The sequence below is a fragment of the Thalassolituus alkanivorans genome (assembly GCF_020447205.1).
In the GTDB taxonomy this organism is placed as follows: domain Bacteria; phylum Pseudomonadota; class Gammaproteobacteria; order Pseudomonadales; family Oceanobacteraceae; genus Venatoribacter; species Venatoribacter alkanivorans.
Map to the genome: position 1 here is coordinate 164,823 of NZ_JAJAEL010000006.1, position 20,907 is coordinate 185,729.

Annotated in this window: 19 protein-coding genes; 7 read left to right on the top strand and 12 right to left on the bottom strand. The window is 50.0% G+C overall.

The window, feature by feature from the left end:
- Positions 1-137 precede the first annotated feature (137 nt).
- Positions 138-1,679, bottom strand: a complete 1,542-nt coding sequence (locus LGT44_RS02680) for a DHA2 family efflux MFS transporter permease subunit (RefSeq protein ID WP_225693426.1) — start codon at positions 1,677-1,679, stop codon at positions 138-140.
- Positions 1,676-2,680, bottom strand: a complete 1,005-nt coding sequence (locus tag LGT44_RS02685) for an HlyD family secretion protein (protein WP_145465925.1) — start codon at positions 2,678-2,680, stop codon at positions 1,676-1,678. Before LGT44_RS02685 ends, LGT44_RS02680 begins: the two co-directional genes overlap by 4 nt.
- 351 nt (positions 2,681-3,031) lie before the next feature.
- On the opposite strand from LGT44_RS02685, the gene LGT44_RS02690 reads away from it, so the two are divergent.
- Complete coding sequence (locus LGT44_RS02690) at positions 3,032-3,595, top strand: EndoU domain-containing protein (RefSeq protein ID WP_230330495.1); 564 nt, start codon at positions 3,032-3,034, stop codon at positions 3,593-3,595.
- Positions 3,592-3,903 (top strand): hypothetical protein, encoded by a 312-nt coding sequence (locus LGT44_RS02695; protein ID WP_230330494.1) that lies wholly within the window; start codon positions 3,592-3,594, stop codon positions 3,901-3,903. The genes LGT44_RS02690 and LGT44_RS02695 overlap by 4 nt, the downstream gene beginning before the upstream one ends.
- A 61-nt stretch (positions 3,904-3,964) precedes the next feature.
- On the opposite strand, the gene LGT44_RS02700 is transcribed toward LGT44_RS02695, so the two are convergent.
- A complete protein-coding gene (locus LGT44_RS02700; protein ID WP_230330493.1) occupies positions 3,965-4,429 on the bottom strand; it encodes a hypothetical protein in 465 nt (154 codons plus the stop codon).
- Between the two features lie 130 nt (positions 4,430-4,559).
- A complete protein-coding gene (locus LGT44_RS02705) occupies positions 4,560-5,543 on the bottom strand; it encodes a hypothetical protein (protein ID WP_230330492.1) in 984 nt (327 codons plus the stop codon).
- A 270-nt stretch (positions 5,544-5,813) separates the two neighbouring features.
- Between LGT44_RS02705 and LGT44_RS02710 the strand changes: the two genes are divergently transcribed.
- From LGT44_RS02710 to LGT44_RS02720, 3 genes are all read left to right on the top strand, one after another.
- Positions 5,814-6,626 carry a hypothetical protein gene (locus tag LGT44_RS02710; protein ID WP_230330491.1) on the top strand — a complete coding sequence of 271 codons (813 nt, stop codon included), beginning with the start codon at positions 5,814-5,816 and terminating at the stop codon, positions 6,624-6,626.
- A gap of 397 nt (positions 6,627-7,023) precedes the next feature.
- Complete coding sequence (locus LGT44_RS02715; RefSeq protein ID WP_230330490.1) at positions 7,024-8,199, top strand: PilT/PilU family type 4a pilus ATPase; 1,176 nt, start codon at positions 7,024-7,026, stop codon at positions 8,197-8,199.
- 156 nt (positions 8,200-8,355) lie between these two features.
- Positions 8,356-8,751, top strand: a complete 396-nt coding sequence (locus LGT44_RS02720) for a glutaredoxin family protein (RefSeq protein WP_230330489.1) — start codon at positions 8,356-8,358, stop codon at positions 8,749-8,751.
- A gap of 199 nt (positions 8,752-8,950) precedes the next feature.
- Here the strand turns inward: LGT44_RS02720 and LGT44_RS02725 are convergent, their stop codons facing one another.
- Entirely contained in the window at positions 8,951-9,496 is a 546-nt protein-coding gene (locus LGT44_RS02725) for a carboxymuconolactone decarboxylase family protein (protein WP_230330488.1), read from the bottom strand.
- A 125-nt stretch (positions 9,497-9,621) separates the two neighbouring features.
- Here LGT44_RS02725 and LGT44_RS02730 point away from each other — a divergent pair, with 125 nt between their 5' ends.
- Entirely contained in the window at positions 9,622-10,533 is a 912-nt protein-coding gene (locus LGT44_RS02730; protein ID WP_145465936.1) for a LysR family transcriptional regulator, read from the top strand.
- Between the two features lie 230 nt (positions 10,534-10,763).
- Here LGT44_RS02730 and LGT44_RS02735 read toward each other — a convergent pair whose 3' ends face one another.
- From LGT44_RS02735 to LGT44_RS02755, 5 genes are all read right to left on the bottom strand, one after another.
- On the bottom strand, positions 10,764-10,979 hold the full coding sequence (locus LGT44_RS02735) for a hypothetical protein (RefSeq protein WP_230330487.1): 216 nt from the start codon (positions 10,977-10,979) through the stop codon (positions 10,764-10,766).
- A 363-nt stretch (positions 10,980-11,342) separates the two neighbouring features.
- Positions 11,343-11,552 (bottom strand): hypothetical protein, encoded by a 210-nt coding sequence (locus tag LGT44_RS02740; protein WP_230330486.1) that lies wholly within the window; start codon positions 11,550-11,552, stop codon positions 11,343-11,345.
- A 126-nt stretch (positions 11,553-11,678) separates the two neighbouring features.
- The gene (locus LGT44_RS02745; RefSeq protein ID WP_230330485.1) at positions 11,679-12,131 is read right to left on the bottom strand and encodes a hypothetical protein; all 453 of its coding nucleotides are present in this window, start codon (positions 12,129-12,131) and stop codon (positions 11,679-11,681) included.
- A gap of 390 nt (positions 12,132-12,521) precedes the next feature.
- Complete coding sequence (locus LGT44_RS02750) at positions 12,522-13,298, bottom strand: SMI1/KNR4 family protein (protein ID WP_230330484.1); 777 nt, start codon at positions 13,296-13,298, stop codon at positions 12,522-12,524.
- Positions 13,299-13,956: 658 nt separating this feature from the next.
- Complete coding sequence (locus LGT44_RS02755) at positions 13,957-14,538, bottom strand: hypothetical protein (protein ID WP_230330483.1); 582 nt, start codon at positions 14,536-14,538, stop codon at positions 13,957-13,959.
- Between the two features lie 243 nt (positions 14,539-14,781).
- Here LGT44_RS02755 and LGT44_RS02760 point away from each other — a divergent pair, with 243 nt between their 5' ends.
- A complete protein-coding gene (locus LGT44_RS02760) occupies positions 14,782-15,267 on the top strand; it encodes a hypothetical protein (protein ID WP_230330482.1) in 486 nt (161 codons plus the stop codon).
- A gap of 393 nt (positions 15,268-15,660) precedes the next feature.
- Here the strand turns inward: LGT44_RS02760 and LGT44_RS02765 are convergent, their stop codons facing one another.
- Together LGT44_RS02765 and purL are read right to left on the bottom strand one after the other, a co-directional pair.
- Complete coding sequence (locus LGT44_RS02765; protein ID WP_230330481.1) at positions 15,661-16,428, bottom strand: DUF2971 domain-containing protein; 768 nt, start codon at positions 16,426-16,428, stop codon at positions 15,661-15,663.
- A 421-nt stretch (positions 16,429-16,849) separates the two neighbouring features.
- Complete coding sequence (purL, locus tag LGT44_RS02770; RefSeq protein WP_230330480.1) at positions 16,850-20,755, bottom strand: phosphoribosylformylglycinamidine synthase; 3,906 nt, start codon at positions 20,753-20,755, stop codon at positions 16,850-16,852.
- Positions 20,756-20,907 lie beyond the last annotated feature (152 nt).

Below are 20,907 nucleotides of genomic sequence, written 5' to 3' on the forward strand. Positions count from 1 at the left end.
CGGGATGGATAATTGACGCAAAACGGGCCGCAGGAAACTTTCGGAAGCGGGCAGGTTTACCGGCCAGTTGCAGAATCGGCAACAAAAAAGCCGCAGCCGGAAAACTCCGCCTGCGGCTTTAATAACAACCGGCAATATTAATGAACAGCGGCTTCAGCCCCTGCTGCCTGCTTATCAGCCGAACGGATCGCCAGCGATGCCAGGGCAGCAACCATCAGGGTCAGCCCGAGCACAAAGAAAGCCTCGTTATAAGACATCACCATGGCCTGCTGAGTTACTTCCTTCATCAAGACACCATAGCTCTGATCGGCACTGCCCCCGCCGCTCTCCAGAGCGCCTCCGAGCAGGCGCAGGTATTCCGCCAGATTCTGACTGCCACTGACCAGCGTCTGTTTAAGCTCGGCCAGATGGTAATCGGTGCGTTCCGACAGCAGGGTTGCCAGCAGAGCAATCCCCACAGCGCCGCCCAGATTACGCATCACATTAAACAGCGTAGAAGCCGAGGGAGCGTCTTTGGGGTCGAGATTCTGCGACGACATAATCGACAGCGGCACCATAATAAATGGCTGCCCCAGAGCACGAACCAGCAGTGCCGGAATAAGATAAGAGCCGTTGTAATCGATGCTCATATGCATATTCATCCACATACTGCCGCCGACCACAAAGAAACCAAAAGCCACCAGATATTTGGCGTCAATAAATTTCAGCAGACGGGGAATCAGCGGAAAGAAAGGCAACTGTGGAAAGCCGACCCACATTAATACCAGGCCAATATCCAGCGCCGTATAGTCATGTACCGATGCCAGATATAACGGCACCAGATACACCGAGCCGAATAAACCTGCACCAAGAACAAAGTACGCCACACAGGCGAGAGAGAAATCGAGGCTGCGGAACAGGCGCAGATCCACCAGCGGATGTTCCGTAGTCAGCTGCTTGCGCACAAACAGAAACAGGCTCATGGCCGAAACCAGCCCCAGCCAGCGGATATATTCGGCGTCGAACCAATCGTCGCGCGCGCCTTCTTCCAGCATGATCTCCAGACAGCCCAGGCCGAGAGCCATGGTCAGCATACCGAAAAGATCGATTTTTTTAAGCTGTTCCGGATCACCTTCTTCTTTATCCAGACCCGCCGCCAGTAACATTAATACGGCGATACCGGGAATAACATTCAGATAGAAGATGTAATGCCAGCTGAAGGCTTCGGTCAGCCAGCCGCCCAGCGTCGGGCCAATGGTTGGCGCGAAGGTCGCTGTAACACCAAACAACGCCATTCCCAGAGGACGCTTATCCAGCGGCAGCAGGGTAATAATCAGGGTAAAGGCCATCGGAATCAGCGCACCGCCACTGAACCCCTGCACGGCACGGAAGACAATCATCGACTCCAGATTCCAGGCAAATGAACAGGCCAGCGAGGCGAGAATAAATATCGTACCGTTCCACAGCAGATAACGCCGCGGCGATAGCCAGGCAGCAAAGAAACCACAGAGCGGAATAGCAATCATCTCGGCGACCAGATACGAGGTCGCAATCCAGGAAGATTCTTCCAGCGTCGCACCCAGCGCTGCCTGAATATCCTTCAGCGATGAATTGGTAATCTGGATATCGAGAATGGCCATAAAAGCGCCCAACAGAGCGCCACTGATGGCCAGCCAGTGCTTGGGAAAGCGCTCGCTCATTCAGTAAAAACCGTCACTTCCAGCGACATGCCCGGACGCACCGCGCTCAGATCCTGATCGTCATCAAACAGAATTTTTACCGGTAAACGCTGAATCACCTTGGTGAAATTGCCGGTCGCATTCTGTGGTGGCAGCAACGCAAATTCAGAGCCGGTGGCAGCAAAGAAACTGTCGATATGGCCCTTCAGTACTTTGCCGCCCAACGCATCCACATGAATATCGACGGCCTGACCGACCACCATAGCGGCAACCTGGGTTTCTTTAAAATTGGCGTACACCCAGATCGGTTCAGTCACCAGACTGAGCAGACGGATACCCGGCTCAACACTCTGCCCCACCTGCACCTGACGACTGGTCACAATCCCCGCACGCGGCGCACGGATGGTGGTGTAATCCAGCTCCAGCTGCGCCCGCTGTACCGCCGCCGCAGCCTTGGCCACCTCGGCAGCCAACTGTGGCTTTTCACCACTCAGCGTCACCAGGTTGGCCTGCTGTGCAGCCAGCTGAGCCTTGGCCTGATTGAGGCGCGCCTGCGCCGCTGCCTTATTCAGTTCGGCCGCATCCAGATCATCCTGCGACACATATTGTTTGCCCATTAACTGCAACAGGCGATCAGCCTGCTGCACCGTACGGCGCCATTCGGCATCGGCGGCAGCCACGCTGGCACGGGCGGCGACAATCTGCGATTGCTGGGCGTTCTCACGGTCGGCCAGATGCACCAGACGCGCTTCCGCCTCGGCCTGCACAGCCTCTGCCTCAGCCAGCTTCGCCTGATACAGCGCCGGGTCGAGCTGCAGCAGCACATCACCTTCGGCTACCAGGCGGTTGGCCGGTGCAGGAGTCGCCGTTACCGTCCCCTGAATACGGCTCATGACCGGCACGATATCGGCTTTTACATAGGCGTTATCGGTATCTTCACGGCCCTGATGCCACCACCACCAATAACCACCGGCCAGCAGCAGAATGACCAGTAACACGCTTAGTTTTTGTTGTTTAGACATGTCAGACCCAGAAAATACTACGAAAATCGTAGCAGTCTAACGGTAATGTGTTCAGTGTAAACAGAGGTTTTGTAGCCAAACTGTTTCAATATTCCGACCAATTCTGGCGAATTAGACACCTCAGCGGATGAAATAAGACAATTCCGCGCAATATTCCGGCAAATAAGCCCACAACCAACAGGATACTCCCCCTCCTTTAACTGGCGGCGCAGCCAGTTAAGCAGGTTAATATCGGCCATTTTTCTTGTATCTCGCCAATATTCTGCTATAAAGCGCCCCTCTGGAGTCTGACGGACGCCCGACTCCCGCTCTGTGAGCAATGAAATAATCCCGAGTACAAAGGAAGGATCCATGAAAACACTCTTATTTATATCAGCCCTGATACTCCCGGCCTTGTCCCTTGCTGACGGCATAAACTGCAGTAATCTCAGCGAGTGGAGTACTCCAATAGAAGGCATGCAGGTTAACCAGCATCATATTTTTTGTGGTGAACCAGCAAAAAGCGGTAATGCCAAAGGCTTTCATTCCATGCCGCAAAACCAGCCGCCCAGTGACTACCTCAGCTCACAAAAAGGGGACTCCCCGAATGCCTCCGGCATCTACACCCTTAAAAAAATTGCCCTGAGTTTTAATAAAAGTACTCACATTAAATCTTTCAGCTCCATGTTCCCGGATCACTGCACCCAGGCTCAGGTCAATGCTTCTATCGTATTTGCACAGCAAAACGCCCGCGGCAACTGCGCCAATCCGAGCTGGGCAAAATGCGGCCCGAACGCACCGGATAACGATAGCGAAAATAAATACTGCAAAGGATTTCCGGCTAAGCACTTTGAAATTGCCACAGCGGTTCTGCCGGACGACAGCAGCAAAATCAACACGGGCTTCCCGATCTACACGACAAATACTTATCCGTGAGTACAGAAAATTTTCGCTGGAGCAGCTATGACGCCAGCCCCGCGCATCAGGCATTACAGGGGTTTCTGGTTCTGGACGTACAGTATTCAGCCACACAGGCAGAAGAACTGATTACTGGTATCCGGCGCTATACCACAGGAAAAATTGAAGAATTTTCCGGCTGTGGTAACGGCTATGAGTTTGAATGCTGCCCGGAAGGCTTTTTGCTGGAGTGTTTATATCCGGGCGACAATCTGACCCCGGCGACCCTGCCCTTTCCGCTGGTGCTGACAGCATTGGAGGAATGGGCAGCGTATTGCCGAAAATAAAATGAGCCATAATTAATCCGCCGTGTCACCCCCTGTTAACACGGCGAACTGGCGTTAGAAATTATAAATCTTTCAGAATATCCTGACGCTTTAACTGGTATTCCGTATCCGAAATCAGGCCTTTGGATTTCAGCGATTCCAGCACCAGTAAACGCTTCTCTACAGTGCTCCAGCCCTCAGAGTCTTTTACTACAGTTTCCGCAACACTGACCGCTGCAGTACAACGGTAATAATCTGCCGACACTTTGGTGGTAACCACGGTTTTCATACCAGTCAGTGAAGGCTTATTACGGCGCGAGTCTTCTGACCCACGAATCAGCAGAGCATCAGCACCGGCATCGGCTGCCTGCTTTGTATGCCAGGCCAGACATTCTTCGGCCGGATTCATACTGGTGGTTGAACACACCTGCTGGGATACCAGCTTACAGGATGCTTCCTCCCCCTCTGCCAGAACTCTGATTTTATCTGCCGCATAACCACTTAAAGGCAGCAGCAGAGCCAGCATCATTACACCTAGTCTGACCATGTTTATTTCCACCGTTAGAGAATCACTGACAAAACTCTACCACAGATTGACAGGCAGATTGTTGGCTTCGTTAAGGTGTTTTTAACCGCGAAAAATCAGGGCACCTTGTTTCCTGAAAGCTTATCGTCCGTTACAAAAAGCGGACTGACTCAAGGCGGTCAAACGACTCTCCCATACTGTAGGTAAAGGGCCGCCCCAGCTTCTCTGCAGCCATTTTCCGGCATGTGTCTTTAAGAGCAAAAATCGACATATTATTCATTTTGCCAAGCTGATGTTTCACTTCTTTTATCGGCCCTACCTGAATTTCCAGCGTTTTAATTTCACCACGGTTTAACGGCGACTGATCACTATTGGTCAGTTCAGTGGAAATAAGGGCTTCTTTATCATCGAGTTTTGTCTGTAACAGCGGATAATCCACATGGATATCCGCCGGAATATCGTAGCTGGCAAAGCCACGATTCATCGGCTTAACCAAAGCAAATCCGGTAACCTGATCATCCTGCGACACAACCTTAATATCGCGAAAAGGCAGTAATGGCGACAGCGTCATACTGACGGTACACAATGCCTCACCGCTGCTTTCTCTGTTGCCCTGCAGCGCGGCCATATAGGTATCACTCAGGCTATATGCGATACCAATGATCACATCATCCAGTGTCAGCTCAGTATTATATTCTGCCTCCAGCGTGGCGACAGCCTCACGGTAGCTCTCGTTTTCTGTGTCCGCTATCTCACTGTCCGGCGCTTGCGGATGCAGGATAAAGCGTGCATTAAGGCTGTTGCTTCTGCCCGCGACTACGCTATCCAGCGCGGTTTTAATGGCTGTTTTCTGCTCTGTTGTAATACCACCAAACATCGGTGTGCTGAGCAATATGGTCTGACCACGGTAATCATCTTTATCGTGGTGTATTTTTACCAGATCCGGATCGGCGCCGGCTGCGGTGAGAATACTCTCAATCTCCTGGCGGTATACCGGTTTGATCCAGCTGCCGTTACTGTAATCGACCTTATCGGCCACCACCGGGCTGCCGAATTTAAGTTCAGCAAAATCGCTGTCACAGCCGGTTAAAAGGATAACCAGAGCAATTAATGCAATCTCAGCAAGCCTGAACATTTGCTATCCCGTATTGATAAGTTCGCCCGGAGTTTAAAGGTTGCAACTGATAAAGGTAAAGGTAAGATCAGGTAAACGCTGCAATCACCATGCAGTTTGCGATGGCCGTCGCACTTACTATCGGCACCTGCTGGCATAATCACGCAGGCCTGTTAATACCCATTAAGCCAACCTGACAGCAAACCGGATTTTCCGTAGTTTCCTGTATATCCAGATCCGGTTTAAACGGCGTTCGGATAATACGACTAACATCCAGCCAAGAACACAACAATGAACAGTAAAGCCCCTGAGCCACAGAATCATCCGCAAGACCAGAACGGCACCGATTTGCGCATGCTCCCACCGGTCAGTTATATCACCGGATTTTGCAACCGGGTGCTGGGCAGGATTTTTATGGCCATGCTTAATGCTCCGTGGGCCAGCCTGATCACTCTGCTCAGCCTTTATCTCTGTGCGCTGATTATTGCCAATATTCCGGCACTGGATATTGCCCGCGAAAATATTTTCCTGGTCATTATCTCACCGCTGGCGATACCGGTGTTTTTATCACTGGCGTATCTCTGCATCAGCCTTGTTCTGCTCGCTCTTTTTGCACGCAACCCCGGTACCCGTGTCAGCTGCGCCGTCATTCTGGAAGTTCTGCTTATTGCTCCCATGCTGTTGATGGCAGTCAGCGACACACGCTTATTTTTGATGCTGGGCGATACGGTGTTATTTGTGCTGCTTGTTGGCAATATGGTCGCCGTTCCCTGGCTGGCTTTTCGTTATAGCAAAGCCGTATTGCACCATGCTTACCTGTGTTTGCCGCTGCTGGTGCTGTTAACCCTGTTTATCTGGTTTGAAAGTACCGCCGGGCTTTCATATGAAAAAATAAGCCATGAACATATCTCGGTGATCGACTGCGAATGGGTAAGAGCCAAAAGCAAAAGCGGCGCTCCCAGCGGCCCACCAATAAAAATATGTGATGTACTAGTGGCATACCGCGGTAGTGATCACCGCTTTTATGGTATGCCCGCGCCGAATGGAAATATTAACTATATGGAAGTGCGGCAGGCGCTGTTCAAACATTTCAGGCTGCAATAATGAATCTGCACTGTCGCATCGCCAGAAGCCAACAAATAAACAAACTGCAAACACACCCGGCCATCTGAAAAAGCAGGTCTGAGCACCTGCGCGGCGGCATGCAGCCACACACCAGAGCGCGCTACAGAGGTAGAATCCACTGTCAGAGTTCTCTTGCAACACGCCCAAACAGCACAGCCGTACATCCCCCTGCCGCCCTGCACTGGAATAATGGTCCTTTCTGTGAAGCCTTTGTCATTGTTACAACGTAATTCTGTGAGCAAGGCCGCAATAATAGCTGAATGACAGTTCAGCCAAGCTGCTAGTATTTTCCCATCGGCGGATAATTCCGGAAGATCCGTACCCGGGTAAAAATCCGTAAACAAAAGATACAAAGCGTTGCAAATAAGGAGTGCTCATGAGCATCGAAAACTGGCTTCACCTTCTGGCAAAACACGATGGCTCTGACCTCTACCTGAGCAAAGGTGCTCCACCTTGCGCGAAATTTCAGGGACAGTTAAAACCCATCAGCCGTGACGTGCTGGGGCCAGGCGACATTGAAAAAATTGCCTATTCCATTATGTCGGAGGCACAACGGCAGGAATTTGAAGAAGAAATGGAACTGAATATGGCTATGTCCAATTCATCCGGCCGCTTCCGTATTAACATATTCAAACAGCAGCACGAAGTGTCACTGGTGGCACGCAATATCAACACTGAAATTCCCGATATTGCCCAGCTGAATCTGCCACCGGTTCTGAAAGACGTTATTACTGCCAAGCGTGGCTTAATTCTGTTTGTTGGCGGTACCGGTTCTGGTAAATCCACCTCGCTGGCGGCACTGATTGATCACCGTAACGCCACTACCTACGGCCATATTATTACCATCGAAGATCCGATTGAATTTGTGCACAAGCACAAAAAGAGCGTGATTAACCAGCGCGAAGTGGGCACCGACACCAAGAGCTATGCCGCAGCATTAAAAAATACCCTGCGTCAGGCACCGGATGTCATTCTTATTGGTGAAATCCGCGACGCCGAAACAATGGAACATGCCCTCGCCTTTGCCGAAACCGGTCATTTGGCCATTTCCACTCTGCATGCTAACAATGCCAACCAGGCCTTTGAGCGTATTGTGAATATGTTTCCGGAAGAGCGCCGCAATCAGATTTTATTAGGCCTTGGCCAGAATGTACGCGCGATTATTTCCCAGCGTCTTATTCCCACTGTTGATGGTAAACGCGCTGCCGCAGTGGAAGTACTGTTGGGTAATAAAACTGTAGAAGATCTGATTATTAAAGGCGATTTCCCATCCATCAAAGAGATTATGAACAAGTCCGAAAACCTCGGCATGCAAACCTTTGATGGCGCACTCTACCATCTGTATAAACAGGGCAAGATTACTCTTGAACAGGCACTGAAAAACGCCGACTCAGAAAACAACCTGCGCCTGCGTATTAAACTGGGAGACAACAAACCAGAATCCAAGCCAGCAGCAATAAAACAAACAGCCCAAAAAGCCGCTGCTCCTGCAGCATCCGGGCTGGAACTCAGCCTGATGGATGACAATAGTAAAGAAGAGGCTTATGCCTGATTAACGGCATACACCCAGACAATAAAAACGGGCCTTAAGGCCCGTTTTTATTGTTCGTTATTCAGACTGAAGAATCAGCCAGGCTCCCGCAAACATTGCAGCCAAAAAAAGAAAAATACGATATTCTCGACTCCCGCACATTTACAGGAGTTTACTATGCAAAGGATTCTGCTTCTTCTGATCGCCGCTGGCGCTGCTTACTACGTGTTCAACCCTTCATCTTCCGCAACAACGCCATCAGCGGCGTCCGGCAGGGTGTATATCGAGCCCGGTGCCTACCGTAATGTTCAGGTTGAGCTGTATGCCACCGACTGGTGCCCTTACTGCAATCAAGCGCGGGCCTTTATGGATAAAGAAGGCATCTCGTATATTGAGTACAACGTCGAGCAGGATGCGGCAGCACTGCAACGGCAAAAGGCTTTACTGGGTGAAAAATACAACCCGAGCAAAGCCAACGTTCCCTTTTTTGTTGCCAACGGTCACACCAAAAAAGGTTACAGCGAAGCACGTTTTATTAAATTTCTGCAAATCGCTGCCGCTGCGCCAAAATAAGCGCGCGGCAAGCTATGGCAGAAAAGGCCGCTAAAACTCTCTCGATTTAATCATCCAGGCTGGTTCAGTTGCCTGACTCTTATGGTTCGAAGCCAAGCGACGCAGCCGTTTGACTCATTTACAGGATCACTGAGGTGGCACTGAGGTGGATGTCCTATTAGAGCCCCCGGAACAGGGCCAGCCCTGTTCCGGGAGTCCGTCAGAACGCATCAGCGGCGCGTACTACCGGAAAATCGATATCGGTTCTGGCTACCTCATTCAGATAATTGGTAAAAGTATTTTCGGCAACCAGCGCCACGATTTCGATGATCTGTGCATCGCTGAAACCAGCCGCCCGGACAGCCTCCAGATGAGACGGATTCACATGCCCGCGCTCCCCGGCCACCAGTGCCGCAAAAGACACAGCAGCCGCGGCCTTGCTGTCATCTGACGTGCCCAGACGATTACGGGATATCTCTTCCTGACTCAGCTTCGCCAGATTCAGCCCCAGATAAGCGTGCGCCGACAGGCAGTAATCACAGCGGTTAACCTGAGCAACCGCCAGGGCAATACGTTCACGGGTTTTAACGTCCAGAGTGCCGGACAGTGCCGCGTTAAAACCGCTGTAAGCCTGCAGTGCTGCGGGGCTGACACCGATCAGACGGAACAGGTTAGGCACCGAACCCAGTTGCCGGTTAACAGCCTCCAGCACAGGGCGGGAATCGGCAGCGGAATTTTCCAGAGTGGGAATATCAATAAGGGACATAGCATTTTCCTCAGTTAAGTTCATCGGGCCCGTTGGGATACGGACCAGAACCAGTCTAAGGTCTTCCAATACAGACAATAACCAGACAATATTGACTAACACCCTCTCAGAAACTGGAAGAGTATATGGATCGCCTGGAAGCCATGGCCCTGTTTATCAAAGTGGCCGAATGCGGCAGCTTTTCGGCTGCGAGCCGTGCACTTAAGGTACCGCTGGCCACAGTCAGCCGTAAGGTATCCGATCTTGAGAATCACCTGGGTACGCGTCTGCTGGTACGTACCACCCGTAAGCTGACGCTGACCGACAGCGGGCAGACGTATCTGGATTCCGCCTGCCGGATTCTGGAACAGGTCGACAGTGCCGAGCGCCTGGCAGCCGGTGAAAATGCTGAACCACGTGGTGAACTGGTGATTGCTGCACCGGTGATGTTTGGCAGCCGCCATATCACCCCGCTGGTGTCTGCATTTCTGCAGCAACATCCGGCCATCACCGTCCGTCTGCTGCTGTCTGACCGCAACATTGATCTGGTGGATGAACATGCCGATCTCGCTATCCGCATCGGCAAACTGCCGGACAGCTCCATGATTGCCACTCAGGTCGGGGTTATGCGCACGGTCATCTGCGCCAGTCCGGCATTACTGCAACAGACCGGTGTTCCGCAGACAGCAGAAGCACTGGAAAAGCTGCCGGCAATACTGGTCGAATCCCCGTTTCAGTCTCCTTCCTGGCCGGTATTTATCGCTGGCGATGGCAGTTACCGCGAAATCCAACCATCCCCGAGACTCAGGGTCAGCACAACCGAGGCGGCACTGGCGGCGGCCTGTCTGGGAACCGGTGTCGTACGTCTGCTGCATTATCAGGTGGCCGATGCTGTCGCCGCCGGCCAGCTGAACATCCTGCTGGCCGGCGCTGAACCTGAACCTGTGCCGGTCAGTATCCTTTACACCTCGCGCCGCCACTTACCGGTTAAAGTCCGCTATTTCCTAGATTATGCCGTCCCCCAGCTACGCCAGTTACTGCAATTTAAGCGCCGCTGAATGCGCAGCACTTCCCGTCGGCGCTAAGCAGAACAGGCATGCAGTAACAGAATTATTCCAAAGGTAAACGCAGCAGCGGCAGCGATGCATAACATCGCAAAATGTTAAGCCGCTGATCAGGCAGGAGCATTATCAGATACTCCGGGAGTGGGTGTTCTATTAGTCCTTTTAGACTGGGAATCCTGTGTATCTCTTTATAAAAATCAATTAATCACAATGATTCTGGATATTTAAAATTTCCGACTTTCTATTTCATAAAAAATAATGGCTGAAGGAATTACAAAAACCAGAAAATTACCAACATTTATCTTCCAGTTACGTTTACACCTGAGAAAACCAGTAGCAACCAGAAATGTCTCACGATAAGTAAGATCATTTACTATCCGTATATACAGAGAAAGAGCAATAACTTCTACAAAAAACACCACAACTGCAAGATCCATCATACAATACCTCCTGCACAAGAATTTCCAACCTATTCAATATTGAACAAGCCACATTCTATCAGTCAGAATCATCTATTAATCATAGTATGAACACATGAGAAATTTTCGCGGGTCCAGCACTGGTCTGAGAACTCCCAAGATTAAGCACCATCACCCCTTACCCTTCCGACTACCAACAATATCGCCATATAATCGTTTAGTGATTAAAAAGTTCCCTTTCACTACGCTTTCAGCATCCTTACCACAACTCCTGTACTTTTCCATTTTTGAGACCTGCTCACCATTTCTTTGCATGGTATAGAGGTGTGCGAGAGGATCAATTTGTTCTTTTTGTGCAACCTTATTCAGCTCTCCCACATAGAACTAATATTCTCTTGTTTCTTCGTAAGACAAGATGAAACACTGACTATTTATAAACCAGGCAACTGTCATTGATTGGTAGTGATGGAGAAGAATCTTAAGCAGCTGCTTCCTGTCGAAATCAGGATTTTCAACAGGTTTTTCTTCATCAGATACTGCTGAGAATGAAATCAGCGCTGTAGATAACAGGATAAGATTTATTAATTTTTTCATGAAATTCCATTGCAATCATATATCTGTTTTTTAAAACCTAATGAGCGACCGCGTTTAAATTTCAACCACAGAGTAGTCATATTGTAACCAGCCTCTACAATACTCATCTTTATACACTGAAAACCGTCAATATTGCTGACAATCATCCTTAAACGAGATATGCACAAAAACCGTATACTTCTCAGCCCGGTCGGCTTCTGCACCGATATACTTCACATTCATCCCCTTGACCAGGGTAAGCAAAAGCTGATCTGTATTGTCATCACCAATCGATTTATAAGTCACCGGATTCGTTACTTGCCCATCTGCTGTCAATGTGAATTCAACAGCCCCTTCACCTTCTTTATCTAACGTGACATAGCGCCCCCCCTGAAAATCAGGTGGCACGGACAGCGTAATATCCGGACTGGAGAAACCAAGACCCAAAGACAGCGTACGCTGACAGACCTCGACTTTAGACTCAATGGTAACTCCCCCAGTTCCGGTAGTCCCACTCAGGCTGTCATCGGCGATCGGCTCAAGGGCATGCAGTGAACCGCTGATAAAACAGAACACCGACAAGATTAATCTGGCAAGCATCAAAACGTTCCTTGTGGCTTATATGTTATTTTTTAATGGCGAACGAAGTACCAATTCTAACATATTGAGCAGATCTGGCGCTCACCATAAACCCCAGATTGAGCAATGTTTCAGCACCGTTGCTGGTAAAGAAGATAAGTCTCGGTCAGCATACAAAAGAATGGACTGCCAACGACTACCCAGCCTTAATCGCTGCAAAGCAGCCTCAGGCCAGAGCTGCGTCCTTATTTCAACAGCTGATCAGGCAAGCCTGAGAAATAGGTATATCTGAAATCCAGCCTTCAAATCAGAGAGTCTAAGGGTAGGCGTCCTACTTATTGGACATATAAACGCCCCGAAATCAAGGCATAGCTAGTCTATGACACCGGGGGAGTCTCTATGCATGTCATATTATGCCCGTAAATTTAACAGCGAAAAGTCGATATTAATTCGGGTCGAGCTGCTCCAGCCAGGGTTGGCTGCCTTCATCAGGTAAGTATTCTCCACCTTCCCGACAAGAGCCTTGTATACAATTAAATCTCCACTTAAGTGCATTGCTACAGGAATTGCGTTTGAGCAATACTCCCGAAATTTATGTGCGTCATACATAGCCAAGGCCATCTCTGCACTGAATAACATTATGATATCAGAGCTATTGATATTAGGTGCTACAATCCCATTCTCCTGAAGCAGAATGTCTTTCAGCTCTTCTGGCATTGCAACACTAAAGAAAGACTCCCATTCAGTTATTTCTAATTGAGTTGCTGGCTTTTTCCTTTCTTCAAGTTTTTTCCAGACATTCTTTCTTTCCTCTTCCTTTTTATACATTTTCTTAGCCAGACATGAGAAAAGATATGACATGCCGCAATGACGGCAGTAAATTGTACATTTACCTATTTGAACCGAATCACTGCCGCATGCCGTACAGATAAAAGGATTTACAATTTTGTAGTTTACATACACAGCAATACAGAGTGATAACGGAGCTATAGCCACCCAAATAATGTGATCATAGTAATCGCTCAGCATTTGGCCAATAAACAAACCTGCCAAAAAGAGAGAAACAAGTATAGCTATGGCTGCAATATGCTTAACCCACCATTTAAAGTAAGCCTTTCTCCGAAATCTTTTGTCAGTTTTATAAAGGGACTGTGCTTCGTCGGCTGTCAACGTCTTATGAAATTCCATCTTCTGATTCGCGATGTAGACTCTAAAAACTGCTGTTCATCTTATTGCCACCAGACAAACAGCATCTATTCGGAAATCCACCTTATCACAGCCATCGCCGATGGCAAACGTGTCGCTGCCGTAGAAGTGCTGTTAAGCATTACGACCGACGAAGGCCTGGTTATCAGTCAGTCGTCACGGTCGCTGAAAAGCAGCAGGATGAGAGAAGAAAGCAGTGAAAATCAGAGTGGAAGTGCTGCCAGTAAAAACCAGACACCCATTGCGATACTAAATTCTTATCATGGGTGTCTTGTTAGTAATTGGGCAGTCCATCAAGATGCGGAGAGTGATGTCTATTGAGACACCCAACCTAAGATTTGTATTCAATACAGTCCTTGAATATAAGACCTACTTCATAAATGCAATGTGTTCTGATGTTTTCTTTAGGGTAATAGAGGATAAAAGCAGCCTTATTTCTTACAATATCCTCAGGATCAGATCCGCCAAGTTCAATATTGGCACAGGATGCTAAAACCGAAGACGAAACCACAAGCAAAAGCTTAACAATTTTCGCGCAGATGACTCCAAATAAATTATATTTTTTTATTCTTATTTCTGGCTGACTTTGATCTTATCCGAGCCCAGTTTCATGTGACTAAAACCTGTTTCTGAAACCAAATCAGAAACTTCGCACCACACCGAGAGAGAGCGCCACCCCACTCGTCAATGCGTCACTGAAAAAACGACGGTATTCCAGCTCCAGACAACCACCATCATCACACGCACCTGCACTGAATGCAGCATAGGGTTCGAGGTTGATGTTCATCCGTTCGCGCTCACAATCAGCACAATCTTTGACATCCCGATTTAGCAGAAAATAGGCAGCTCCTGCTCCGGCTCGCAGATAAGCACCATTTGACCAGAACTTACCAACACCATAAGTGCCCCACAAGCGTCCGCCTTCGATACTGGATTCTTCACCAATACCGTTTTCATAGATAACATTGACCGGGTCACGATCTTCGGCATAAGAATAGCCAATGCCTAACTGCCAGTGCTTTGAAAGCCGGTTGCTTATAGCATCTGCCCTGCTTATGGTATATGCCAGCGTACGCACTACCGGGCCAATGCCCTCTTCATTTGCCAGTTCTGGCTTAACCTGATCGACAAGCAACGCTACGTGCCGATAAGCCGACGAGTCACCAAGTGTGTGTGAAGAAGCCACCAGCAAGGTGCTTATCAGAAGTGATTTAGGTTTCATGAAGGTCCCTGTCAGATATATTCCTTCGCATACCTGAAATATACAATACGGAAGCAGAATAATAACTAAACACATGAATATCAACAGAAAATTAAAGCCATATATCTCTGAAGATCGTCAGACAAAAGACTACCAATATCAATACCATACAAACTGAACATCAAGGCTTACATCACCATTGACTTCTTAATAGCCTGAGTTAAATATACCCATCATCAGGAAAAATCAGGAAACAAACCGATCATGTATCAAGCTATCCGATTAGCTGTTCTTGCTATTATTCTCTTAACCTCAGGGTGTGCGACTCAAACATCAACTCAGCCCAAGCCTCTATTTCAGTTCGATCAGACAAAGATGCAGGCTCGTGCCTGGCAAAAGTTGTTACACACCTACGGCAACACCGTATTAAATAGCCGAATTACCGACATTTATTATCCTGGTCAGATCTACGACAAATCCCCAAAAGAAGATTCTTTGGATCGAATCTTATTTGTTTTTATACACCCTTTCGATCTGAAATTATCCATAGACGAGAAGAATTTTGTCTCCATGACCTACGACCACATAACCTTCACGGTTGCTCTAGATCCTTATGGCAATGTATTGAGTCATACAATGTCAAACAAAACCACAACGCACTTAAAAACGAACAACTACGACAGCGTCCCTGAATTCCTTAAGGAGACGAATGAGGTTAAAGCGGCCTTTAAAGTTTCTGGTAATTTATAAAATCAAGGGAGCGTCGAATTTATTTATCTACCCACTAACCCCTAGAGCTGACACCCGCTATTGATTCAATTAATACACGTTATGCTCCATTTTATGCTCCATTCTGAAATTAATCAGCGATTTATAGATATGGGTGTCTGGTAGCTCCAAGGGTTTATGGTGCGCGTCGTCTTTGGACGCCCAGCGTTCGGCTGATGAACCTGAATCTCCGTACTTAATCAGGCTTGACCTGACGTTTGACATATCTGTTATTCGTCAGATGTTGCTAAATCCCTGCATATTCAACTCCTGTCGCAGCTAATTGCTTAAATTCAACGAAATGAAAGATGCTGACTTCTGTGCCGCAACAGATCCAGCGATTTATTGAGGTGGGTGTCTAAGTAGTTCGTTGGCTCAACCTGTAAATGGTATAGATGATTTATAAACCTTTAGATGATCAAATCTATTGGATGCTAAAAATTGATCCATGTCCAAAGCTAAATCATCCTGATCCTCGCCAGGACCAATCACTACAGCCCGAATGCAAGATTGTGGCAAAACCAATTCGATATAAGGCACTTTAATGCCATTCCGATCACGATAAAAAATAGGTGTATTGTCGGCATTTTCAAGAGAGACGACTACTCTATGTTCTTGCTCCGTATAAAATGAAGGGTGTTTTATTGCAATTGAGGAATACACTAGAGAGCTTATAAATCGTTCTTTAAATAACCCCAGAAAATATTCTTCATACAACAATGGTAGCGATAAAAAGCCAGGCGAAGACAATGCAACATCGCCAGGGCTTTTAGGATAAATACACGACATTACAGAGTTCTGCCTAAATGAGCCATCACAGGTTATAGCCAATGTAATCAGACTCATATCAAAGACAATTGCACATTTCCCGTAAGTCCGCCACATGGTCAATTCGTCACCAGCCAAACATAAAGATGATACGAATATATTCAGTTCATCTAACCGACTGAGTGCGTTTTCTTTCATACATCGTCGACCTACTTCAGAAAGTTTTTTCTCATCAGCGACACTATCAACAAGTATTTCGACTCCATGTACGACTTCAGATTTATCATTAAGATATCGATAGTGGGTTGCCCACAAACGTCCAGTACTCAAAATATTTTTAGCTGCATTCAAATCAGTGTACTGATATATATTCATAGCCATCCAACTCTATTAGATTTTCTGCCAAGCATACTGCTTAGATTTCCGAGTTCCGTAATTAATCCACGCTTTCTCACTTAGATTCAAGAGGAGAGACACAACGGATAACCCCATTGACTAAAACACAGCAGTTATCCTTGACGCGAACATTAATGAAAAGCAATGAATTCAGCCCCCTCTACGCTTAACCGCAAACAACATCCAAAAAAAAGCCGCTGCTCATTGCTGAGCAGCGGCTTCTCTATTGGTCCGCGATAGTCAGGTGGGCAGTGCCCACCCTACAATGCAAAGCACTCACCTGAAACGTTAACGAAGCAGGCAGAGCAAGGCTAAAAGCGGGGCAAGAAGGCGGAGTTTAGCCCGCTAAATGAGCACTTCGCCCCGCTTTTCAACACAGCTCTGGCAATGCAGTTAGTTTTCAGTTGTTCTCTTCACACCACACCCGCGCATTACGGAACATCCGCATCCACGCGCCATCTTCATCCCAGCTCTCCCCTTCAGGACCAGCTGGCACATAGGAATTCTGAATCGCGCGGAATACCCGCTCAGGGTGCGGCATCATAATGGTCACACGACCATCATTGGCGGTCAGGCCAGTAATACCCTGTGGCGAACCGTTCGGGTTAGCCGGGTATTGTTCGGTAACATTGCCGTAGTTGTCGACGTAACGCAGGGCGATCTGGCCAGCCAGTTCGTCAATGGCGCTGTCGTCGGCAAATTCGGCGCGGCCTTCGCCGTGGGCGATGGCAATCGGCATACGTGATCCGGCCATACCGGCGAGGAATACCGAGTCGGATTCCTGCACTTCGACCATGGCAACACGGGCTTCAAACTGCTCGCTCATGTTACGCACAAAGTGCGGCCAGTGTTCGGCACCCGGAATCAGTTCGTGCAGGTTTGACAGCATCTGACAACCGTTACACACACCGAGGGCGAAGGTATCTTCACGTTTAAAGAAGGCTTCAAACTGGCTGCGCGCCTGGTCGTTAAACAGGATGGACTTGGCCCAGCCTTCACCGGCGCCCAGTACGTCACCGTAGGAGAAACCACCACAGGCGACTAAACCGCGGAAGCCTTCCAGGGTTACGCTGCCCGACAGAATATCGCTCATATGCACGTCAACCGAGGTGAAACCGGCGCGGTCAAAGGCGGCGGCCATTTCGATCTGGCCATTCACACCCTGCTCACGCAGAATCGCGACTTTCGGGCTGTTTTCAGAACCGGAAGCCGGTAAATCGGCTGTGATGTCATCATTAATATCGAAGGTCAGCTCAGCGTGCAGGCCAGGGTTTTCAGCGTCCAGCAGGGTGTCGAATTCCTGCTTGGCGCAGTCGGCGTTGTCACGCAGCGCCTGCATTTCGTAGCTGGTCTGGCTCCACAGGCGCTGCCAGTTCACACGGCTTTCGCTGAGGAATTCTTCGTCCTGGAAGCTGAAGGTAATCTGGTCGTCGAAGTTCGGCTTACCGATCACGGCGGTGCAATCGCCCAGACCGGCGGCTTCAAACTGGGTCAGCACTTCTTCCAGATCGTCGCGGCGAACCTGCAGCACCGCACCCAGTTCTTCGGCGAACAGTGCAGCGGCCAGACCGGCTTCGTCATCGGCCAGCAGATCCATGGAGATATCCACACCGCAATGCGCAGCAAAGGCCATTTCGGTCAGGGTGGCGAACAGACCACCGTCGGCACGGTCGTGGTAGGCCAGCAGTTTATTGTCGCTGTTTAAGCCCTGCACCACGGCGAAGAAGGCTTTCAGGTCTTCGGCGTCGTCGAGGTCAGCCGGTACATCAGCCACTTTGCCGAATACCTGAGCAAAACAGGAAGCACCGATACGGTTCTGGCCACGGCCAAGGTCAACCAGAATCAGGTCTGTTTCACCACTATCCAGTTTCAGCTGCGGCGTCAGTACACCACGGGCATCGGTTACCGGAGCAAAGCCGGTAATAATCAGCGACATCGGTGAGGTAACAGCTTTATCGGTACCGGCATCGTTCCAGCGGGTTTTCATCGACATCGAGTCTTTACCTACCGGAATGGTCACCTGCAGCTCAGGGCAGAGTTCCATACCCACGGCTTTTACCGTGGCGTAGAGTTTTTCGTCTTCACCGTCGTGGCCTGCCGCACACATCCAGTTAGCCGACAGTTTAATGTCAGCCAGTTTTGCAATCGGCGCCGCCGCCAGGTTGGTAATGGCTTCGGCCACAGCCAGACGACCGGAGGCCGGAGCATCCAGCAAGGCGACCGGCGTACGCTCACCCATCGCCATGGCTTCGCCGGCGTAGGTGTCATAAGAAGAGGTGGTTACGGCAACGTCAGCCACCGGCACCTGCCATGGGCCAACAAACTGATCACGCGCCACGGTACCGGTAATAGAACGGTCGCCGATGGTGATCAGGAAAGATTTGCTCGCCACGGTTGGCAGCTTGAGTACGCGCGCAGCGGCATCGGCCAGATCGACACCGGCACCATTAAAGGCATCGCCTGCGGCGTTGCGGCGGCTGGCTTCACGGTGCATACGCGGTGGCTTGCCGAGCAGTACCTGCAACGGCAGATCAACCGGCTTATTATCGAAGTGGCTGTCGGTGACGGTTAAATGCGGCTCTTCGGTGGCGTAACCCACTACCGCATAAGGTGCGCGCTCGCGGGCACAGATGGCATCAAAGGCCGCCATATCTTCCTGCGCCACCGCCAGTACATAACGTTCCTGGGATTCGTTTGACCAGATCGCCAGCGGGCTCATGCCCGGCTCGTCGTTCGGTACGTTGCGCAGTTCAAACTTACCGCCACGGCCGCCATCGTTCACCAGTTCCGGGAAGGCGTTGGAAATACCGCCCGCGCCGACGTCGTGAATAAAGGCAATCGGGTTTTTATCGCCCAGCTGCCAGCAGCGGTCGATCACTTCCTGACAGCGGCGTTCCATTTCCGGGTTTTCACGCTGTACAGAAGCAAAGTCGAGGTCGGCATTCGACTGACCAGAGGCCATAGAAGATGCCGCACCACCACCCAGACCAATCTGCATGGCCGGGCCACCCAGAACGATCAGGCTGGCGCCCACCGGGATTTCGCCCTTCTGTACGTGTTCGCCACGGATGTTGCCGTAACCACCGGCAATCATGATTGGCTTGTGGTAACCGCGGACTTCACCGTCGTGCTGCAGTTCGAAAGTACGGAAGTAACCGCACAGGTTCGGACGGCCGAATTCGTTGTTAAAGGCAGCGCCGCCCAGCGGGCCGTCGATCATGATGTCGAGGGCCGACACAATGCGGTCTGGCTTGCCGTACTGGCTTTCCCATGGCTGTTCGAAGCCCGGAATTTTCAGGTCGGATACGGTAAAACCGGTTAAGCCGGCTTTTGGCTTGGAACCACGGCCGGTTGCGCCTTCGTCACGGATCTCACCACCGGAACCGGTCGCCGCACCAGAGTGTGGAGCAATGGCGGTCGGGTGGTTGTGGGTTTCGACCTTCATCAGGATGTGCATATCTTCCTGATGGTAGGTGTAGGCACGGCTGTCAGGATTCGGGAAGAAACGACCGGCTTTATGGCCAACAATCACCGAGGCGTTGTCTTTATAAGCCGACAGAATGTTTTCGTTGTAACACTCGTAGGTGTTTTTGATCATCTGGAACAGGGACTTGTCCTGATCCTCACCATCCAGGGTCCAGGTGGCGTTAAAGATTTTGTGGCGGCAATGCTCGGAGTTCGCCTGAGCGAACATCATCAGCTCTACGTCGGTCGGGTTACGGCCCAGAATGTTGTAGTTCTCGACCAGATAATCCACTTCGTCGTCGGCCAGTGCCAGACCCAGATTCTTATCGGCTTCGATCAGCGCATCACGACCACCGCCCAGAATATCGACGCTGCTCAGCGGCGCAGGTTCTGCGTGGGAGAACAGGTCAGCCGCAGCCGAGCTGTTATCCAGCACCACTTCGACCATGCGGTCGTGCAGCACAGCCGCAGCCGCTGCACGCTCAGCCGCACTGATGCCCTCTACATAGTAAGCAATACCACGCTCCAGACGCTGAACCTTGTTCAGGCCGCAGTTATGCGCGATGTCGGTAGCCTTGGAAGACCACGGCGAGATGGTGCCGAAACGCGGCACCACCAGAAAGAGTTCGCCCTTACCTTCTTTAACCTCGGCTTTCGGGCCGTAACGCAGGATACGCTGCAGTACCGCCAGCTCGTTATCGGCCAGAGCTTCGTGCAGCTCGGCAAAGTGCATAAATTCGGCATACACGCCGCTGACCTGTGGCAGCACTTGCTGCAGTTTGTTCAGGACTTTGTTCTGACGGAATTCGGAAAGCGCCGGTGCGCCACGCAGCTCGAGCATCGGGGGAAAACTCCAACGTAAGGAGGTGGGTCAAAATGAGCGCGAATGATACCGGAGAGTGCCTGCTCACACCAGATTTGTGCGGCCGACAGGCCAGAGTGGCACGCCGGGCAAAGGCACCACGCGGCTGCCGGGCAAACGGGTTGCTGTAA

Coding starts and splice junctions, on each gene's coding strand:
- LGT44_RS02680 (WP_225693426.1), bottom strand. CDS start 1,679: ATGAGCGAGCGCTTTCCCAAGCACTGGCTGGCCATCAGTGGCGCTCTG.
- LGT44_RS02685 (WP_145465925.1), bottom strand. CDS start 2,680: ATGTCTAAACAACAAAAACTAAGCGTGTTACTGGTCATTCTGCTGCTG.
- LGT44_RS02690 (WP_230330495.1), top strand. CDS start 3,032: ATGAAAACACTCTTATTTATATCAGCCCTGATACTCCCGGCCTTGTCC.
- LGT44_RS02700 (WP_230330493.1), bottom strand. CDS start 4,429: ATGGTCAGACTAGGTGTAATGATGCTGGCTCTGCTGCTGCCTTTAAGT.
- LGT44_RS02705 (WP_230330492.1), bottom strand. CDS start 5,543: ATGTTCAGGCTTGCTGAGATTGCATTAATTGCTCTGGTTATCCTTTTA.
- LGT44_RS02710 (WP_230330491.1), top strand. CDS start 5,814: ATGAACAGTAAAGCCCCTGAGCCACAGAATCATCCGCAAGACCAGAAC.
- LGT44_RS02715 (WP_230330490.1), top strand. CDS start 7,024: ATGAGCATCGAAAACTGGCTTCACCTTCTGGCAAAACACGATGGCTCT.
- LGT44_RS02720 (WP_230330489.1), top strand. CDS start 8,356: ATGCAAAGGATTCTGCTTCTTCTGATCGCCGCTGGCGCTGCTTACTAC.
- LGT44_RS02725 (WP_230330488.1), bottom strand. CDS start 9,496: ATGTCCCTTATTGATATTCCCACTCTGGAAAATTCCGCTGCCGATTCC.
- LGT44_RS02730 (WP_145465936.1), top strand. CDS start 9,622: ATGGATCGCCTGGAAGCCATGGCCCTGTTTATCAAAGTGGCCGAATGC.
- LGT44_RS02735 (WP_230330487.1), bottom strand. CDS start 10,979: ATGATGGATCTTGCAGTTGTGGTGTTTTTTGTAGAAGTTATTGCTCTT.
- LGT44_RS02740 (WP_230330486.1), bottom strand. CDS start 11,552: ATGAAAAAATTAATAAATCTTATCCTGTTATCTACAGCGCTGATTTCA.
- LGT44_RS02745 (WP_230330485.1), bottom strand. CDS start 12,131: ATGCTTGCCAGATTAATCTTGTCGGTGTTCTGTTTTATCAGCGGTTCA.
- LGT44_RS02750 (WP_230330484.1), bottom strand. CDS start 13,298: ATGGAATTTCATAAGACGTTGACAGCCGACGAAGCACAGTCCCTTTAT.
- LGT44_RS02755 (WP_230330483.1), bottom strand. CDS start 14,538: ATGAAACCTAAATCACTTCTGATAAGCACCTTGCTGGTGGCTTCTTCA.
- LGT44_RS02760 (WP_230330482.1), top strand. CDS start 14,782: ATGTATCAAGCTATCCGATTAGCTGTTCTTGCTATTATTCTCTTAACC.
- LGT44_RS02765 (WP_230330481.1), bottom strand. CDS start 16,428: ATGAATATATATCAGTACACTGATTTGAATGCAGCTAAAAATATTTTG.
- purL (WP_230330480.1), bottom strand. CDS start 20,755: ATGCTCGAGCTGCGTGGCGCACCGGCGCTTTCCGAATTCCGTCAGAAC.